The sequence below is a fragment of the Agrococcus sp. UYP33 genome, from assembly GCF_054060915.1.
Map to the genome: position 1 here is coordinate 1 of NZ_JBSSDR010000003.1, position 5,779 is coordinate 5,779.

The 5,779-nt window shown below is 55.8% G+C and carries 3 rRNA genes; all 3 read left to right on the forward strand.

The features are described 5' to 3' along the window. Positions 1-469: 469 nt before the first annotated feature. The 3 genes from ACVWW9_RS14305 to rrf all read left to right on the forward strand — a co-directional run bounded on the left by ACVWW9_RS14305 (position 470) and on the right by rrf (position 5,756). A 16S ribosomal RNA gene (locus ACVWW9_RS14305) occupies positions 470-1,992 on the forward strand. 402 nt (positions 1,993-2,394) lie between these two features. Continuing rightward, positions 2,395-5,512: ribosomal RNA gene (locus ACVWW9_RS14310) — 23S ribosomal RNA — on the forward strand. Between the two features lie 127 nt (positions 5,513-5,639). After that, positions 5,640-5,756 (forward strand): 5S ribosomal RNA (gene rrf, locus ACVWW9_RS14315). The 16S, 23S and 5S rRNA genes sit together here, the layout of an rRNA operon. Positions 5,757-5,779 lie beyond the last annotated feature (23 nt).

The following is a 5,779-nucleotide window of genomic DNA, read 5'->3' on the forward strand; positions in this document are numbered from 1 at the left end:
CGTGTAACGTAATCCCTCGTCACCCCAAAGACGCAGAGCCGGACTGGCCAGCGGATCAAGAGGGACCACCTCCTCGCCGATAGGCGTCACGCTGTAGCGTGTCGCGTCTGGTGCGAGTACGGTGACAGATCACTTCAATGTTGACAGTGCGGAGCGCTCGGCGCGACGGACGGCTGCCTGGTGCGGCTGGCTGGTGTCGGCTCGACTCTGCACCGCGTGTCGATTTGACACGGGCTGAGAAGTGGTTACGATAGAGAAGTTGCCCCGGCACGGATCCAGAGATGGTGAGGTACGGGAGCGTCTGATCCTTGAGAACTCAACAGCGTGCACAATGTCAAATGCCAAAATATTAACTCGTCGTCCCTTCGGGGACAACGATTCCTTTGGATGAGACAGATTGTCAGTAGACAGTCTATTTTGTCAGCATCAAACTCGCTGCCGTCGGCTTGCCGGCGGTATGCAACTTTTCTTTACGGAGAGTTTGATCCTGGCTCAGGACGAACGCTGGCGGCGTGCTTAACACATGCAAGTCGAACGATGAAGGAGGAGCTTGCTCCTCCGGATTAGTGGCGAACGGGTGAGTAATACGTGAGCAATGTGCCCTTGACTCTGGGATAAGCGCTGGAAACGGCGTCTAATACCGGATACGACGATCGGAGGCATCTCCTGGTCGTGGAAAGAACTTCGGTCAAGGATCAGCTCACGGCCTATCAGCTAGTTGGTGAGGTAACGGCTCACCAAGGCGACGACGGGTAGCCGGCCTGAGAGGGTGACCGGCCACACTGGGACTGAGACACGGCCCAGACTCCTACGGGAGGCAGCAGTGGGGAATATTGCACAATGGGCGCAAGCCTGATGCAGCAACGCCGCGTGAGGGACGAAGGCCTTCGGGTTGTAAACCTCTTTTAGCAGGGAAGAAGCGAAAGTGACGGTACCTGCAGAAAAAGCACCGGCTAACTACGTGCCAGCAGCCGCGGTAATACGTAGGGTGCAAGCGTTGTCCGGAATTATTGGGCGTAAAGAGCTCGTAGGCGGTTTGTCACGTCTGCTGTGAAAACCCGAGGCTCAACCTCGGGCTTGCAGTGGGTACGGGCAGACTAGAGTGCGGTAGGGGAGATTGGAATTCCTGGTGTAGCGGTGGAATGCGCAGATATCAGGAGGAACACCGATGGCGAAGGCAGATCTCTGGGCCGTAACTGACGCTGAGGAGCGAAAGCATGGGGAGCAAACAGGCTTAGATACCCTGGTAGTCCATGCCGTAAACGTTGGGAACTAGATGTGGGGACCATTCCACGGTCTCCGTGTCGTAGCTAACGCATTAAGTTCCCCGCCTGGGGAGTACGGCCGCAAGGCTAAAACTCAAAGGAATTGACGGGGGCCCGCACAAGCGGCGGAGCATGCGGATTAATTCGATGCAACGCGAAGAACCTTACCAAGGCTTGACATATACGAGAACGCACTGGAGACAGTGAACTCTTTGGACACTCGTATACAGGTGGTGCATGGTTGTCGTCAGCTCGTGTCGTGAGATGTTGGGTTAAGTCCCGCAACGAGCGCAACCCTCGTCCTATGTTGCCAGCACGTAATGGTGGGAACTCATGGGATACTGCCGGGGTCAACTCGGAGGAAGGTGGGGATGAGGTCAAATCATCATGCCCCTTATGTCTTGGGCTTCACGCATGCTACAATGGCCGGTACAATGGGCTGCGATACCGCAAGGTGGAGCGAATCCCAAAAAGCCGGTCTCAGTTCGGATTGAGGTCTGCAACTCGACCTCATGAAGTCGGAGTCGCTAGTAATCGTAGATCAGCAACGCTACGGTGAATACGTTCCCGGGCCTTGTACACACCGCCCGTCAAGTCATGAAAGTCGGTAACACCCGAAGCCAGTGGCCTAACCTTTTGGAGGGAGCTGTCGAAGGTGGGATCGGTGATTAGGACTAAGTCGTAACAAGGTAGCCGTACCGGAAGGTGCGGCTGGATCACCTCCTTTCTAAGGAGCATCTCGCCGGCTCAGCCGGCGCAGAGCCACTTCGGTCGCACACGTCGACCGGTGGTCAGCTCAAGGGTGGAACATTGACATTGGCGCTCGGGGGATCTTCTCCCGCTCAGTACCGCTGCTCGCAGCGTGGAACGGTGGGGTGGGGGAGACCGGGTGCATGCACGCTGTTGGGTCCTGAGGGACCAGACGGCGCCTTTTGGCGTCTTCGGACTTCCTCTGGACCGTATGGCTGAAGCGCAGTGCGCTGAGGCTGACGGTACCGACCGTATGTTGAGAACTACACAGTGGACGCGAGCATCTTAGATTCGAGCTTCGGCTCGAGTCAGATGATCTATATAGATCATTGGTCAGCAGCCTTCGGGCTGCCGATTAACCAACAATACTCATGTATGTGGTCAAATTTCTAAGAGCAAACGGTGGATGCCTTGGCATCTGGAGCCGATGAAGGACGTAGTAATCTGCGATAAGCCTCGGGGAGCTGATAAACAAGCTTCGATCCGAGGATCTCCGAATGGGGAAACCCCGCTGGGCGGCGTGCCGACCCAGTGACTCCCGCCTGAATATATAGGGCGGGTAGAGGGAACGTGGGGAAGTGAAACATCTCAGTACCCACAGGAAGAGAAAACAACAGTGATTCCGTAAGTAGTGGCGAGCGAACGCGGAAGAGGCTAAACCGATCGTGTGTGATAGCCGGCAGGCGTTGCACGATCGGGGTTGTGGGACATCTCAGCTGCTCTGCCGAGCAGCGAACGTTACAGACCGTGGTAGGCGAAGGACTTGGAAAGGTCCATCGAAGAGGGTGACAATCCCGTAGCCGAAACCATGCGATGGCGTGAGGTTCATCCCAAGTAGCACGGGGCCCGAGAAATCCCGTGTGAATCAGCCAGGACCACCTGGTAAGCCTAAATACTCCCAGATGACCGATAGCGGACAAGTACCGTGAGGGAAAGGTGAAAAGTACCCCGGGAGGGGAGTGAAATAGTACCTGAAACCGTTTGCTTACAAACCGTTGGAGCAGCCTTAGTAGCTGTGACAGCGTGCCTTTTGAAGAATGAGCCTGCGAGTTAGCGATATGTGGCGAGGTTAACCCGTGAGGGGTAGCCGTAGCGAAAGCGAGTCTGAATAGGGCGATTCAGTCGCATGTCCTAGACCCGAAGCGAAGTGATCTATCCATGGCCAGGTTGAAGCGAGGGTAAGACCTCGTGGAGGACCGAACCCACTTAGGTTGAAAACTGAGGGGATGAGCTGTGGATAGGGGTGAAAGGCCAATCAAACTTCGTGATAGCTGGTTCTCTCCGAAATGCATTTAGGTGCAGCGTTGCGTGTTTCTTGCCGGAGGTAGAGCTACTGGATGGCCGATGGGCCCCAAAAGGTTACTGACGTCAGCCAAACTCCGAATGCCGGTAAGTGAGAGCGCAGCAGTGAGACGGTGGGGGATAAGCTTCATCGTCGAGAGGGAAACAACCCAGACCACCGACTAAGGTCCCTAAGCATGTGCTAAGTGGAAAAGGATGTGGAGTTGCTTAGACAACCAGGAGGTTGGCTTAGAAGCAGCCACCCTTGAAAGAGTGCGTAATAGCTCACTGGTCAAGTGATTCTGCGCCGACAATTTAGCGGGGCTCAAGCACATCACCGAAGTCGTGGAATTCGTACAACAGCTCGGCCGCCCTCAAAAGCGGTCCAGGCGTACGGATTGGTAGGAGAGCGTCGTGTGGCGAGTGAAGCGGCGGAGTGATCCAGCCGTGGACGCCACACGAGTGAGAATGCAGGCATGAGTAGCGAAAGACATGTGAGAAACATGTCCTCCGAAAGACCAAGGGTTCCAGGGTCAAGCTAATCTTCCCTGGGTAAGCCGGGACCTAAGGCGAGGCCGACAGGCGTAGTCGATGGACATCAGGTTGATACTCCTGAGCTGGCGAAGAACCGCCCAAGTCAATCCAGTAATGCTAAGAGTCCGAATCCTTGGACCGATCCCTTCGGGGTGACGTCCTTGGGCTAGCACTCGACCCTATGCTGGTGCGGCTAGCGTATTAACAGGTGTGACGCAGGAAGGTAGCAGAACCGGGCCGATGGTTGAGTCCGGGTAAGCCGTAGGGCGTGGGATAGGCAAATCCGTCCCACACATAGCCTGAGAGCTTTGCCGAACCCTTAGAGGGAAGTCTGTGATCCTATGCTGCCTAGAAAAGCATCGACGCGAGGTTCTAGTCACCCGTACCCCAAACCGACTCAGGTGGTCAGGTAGAGAATACCAAGGAGATCGAGAGAATCGTGGTTAAGGAACTCGGCAAAATGCCCCCGTAACTTCGGGAGAAGGGGGGCCTGAGGCGTGACGGCACTAGCTGCCGGAAGCGTTTGAAGGCCGCAGAGACCAGTGGGAAGCGACTGTTTACTAAAAACACAGGTCCGTGCTAAGTCGCAAGACGATGTATACGGACTGACGCCTGCCCGGTGCTGGAAGGTTAAGAGGAAGGGTTAGCGCAAGCGAAGCTCAGAATTTAAGCCCCAGTAAACGGCGGTGGTAACTATAACCATCCTAAGGTAGCGAAATTCCTTGTCGGGTAAGTTCCGACCTGCACGAATGGCGTAACGACTTCCCAGCTGTCTCAACCGCGAACTCGGCGAAATTGCACTACGAGTAAAGATGCTCGTTACGCGCAGCAGGACGGAAAGACCCCGTGACCTTTACTACAGCTTGGTATTGGTGTTCGGTGTGGCTTGTGTAGGATAGGTGGGAGACTGTGAAGCCCGGACGCTAGTTCGGGTGGAGTCAATGTTGAAATACCACTCTGGTCACTCTGGATATCTAACTTCGAACCGTAATCCGGTTCAGGGACAGTGCCTGGTGGGTAGTTTAACTGGGGCGGTTGCCTCCCAAAAAGTAACGGAGGCGCCCAAAGGTTCCCTCAACCTGGTTGGCAATCAGGTGTCGAGTGTAAGTGCACAAGGGAGCTTGACTGTGACAGTGACAACTGGAGCAGGGACGAAAGTCGGGACTAGTGATCCGGCAGTGGCTTGTGGAAGCGCTGTCGCTCAACGGATAAAAGGTACCTCGGGGATAACAGGCTGATCTTGCCCAAGAGTCCATATCGACGGCATGGTTTGGCACCTCGATGTCGGCTCGTCGCATCCTGGGGCTGGAGTAGGTCCCAAGGGTTGGGCTGTTCGCCCATTAAAGCGGCACGCGAGCTGGGTTTAGAACGTCGTGAGACAGTTCGGTCCCTATCCGCTGCGCGCGTAGGAAGTTTGAGAGGATCTGACCCTAGTACGAGAGGACCGGGTTGGACGAACCTCTGGTGTGTCAGTTGTTCCGCCAGGAGCACCGCTGATTAGCTACGTTCGGGATGGATAACCGCTGAAAGCATCTAAGCGGGAAGCCGGCCTCAAGATGAGACTTCCATGCCTTCGGGCGAGAGGCTCCCAGCCAGACTACTGGGTTGATAGGCCGGATGTGGAAGTGGGGACTAAAGACCCATGAAGCTGACCGGTACTAATAAGCCGATAATTTGATAACACCTACATGAGCTTGCTGCTCGCGTCCACTTTGTGGTTCCCGATAGACGGTCGGGAACTGCAGCCCTCCACCCCGTGTCCTCTGGACGCCGTGTGGAGAGCTGTGCAGACTGAAACATCGATAGTGTTTCGGCGGCCATAGCGAGAGGGAAACGCCCGGTCACATTCCGAACCCGGAAGCTAAGGCTCTCAGCGCCGATGGTACTGCAGGGGGGACCCTGTGGGAGAGTAGGACACCGCCGGACTTACCTTGGAAAGGGGCCCCAGA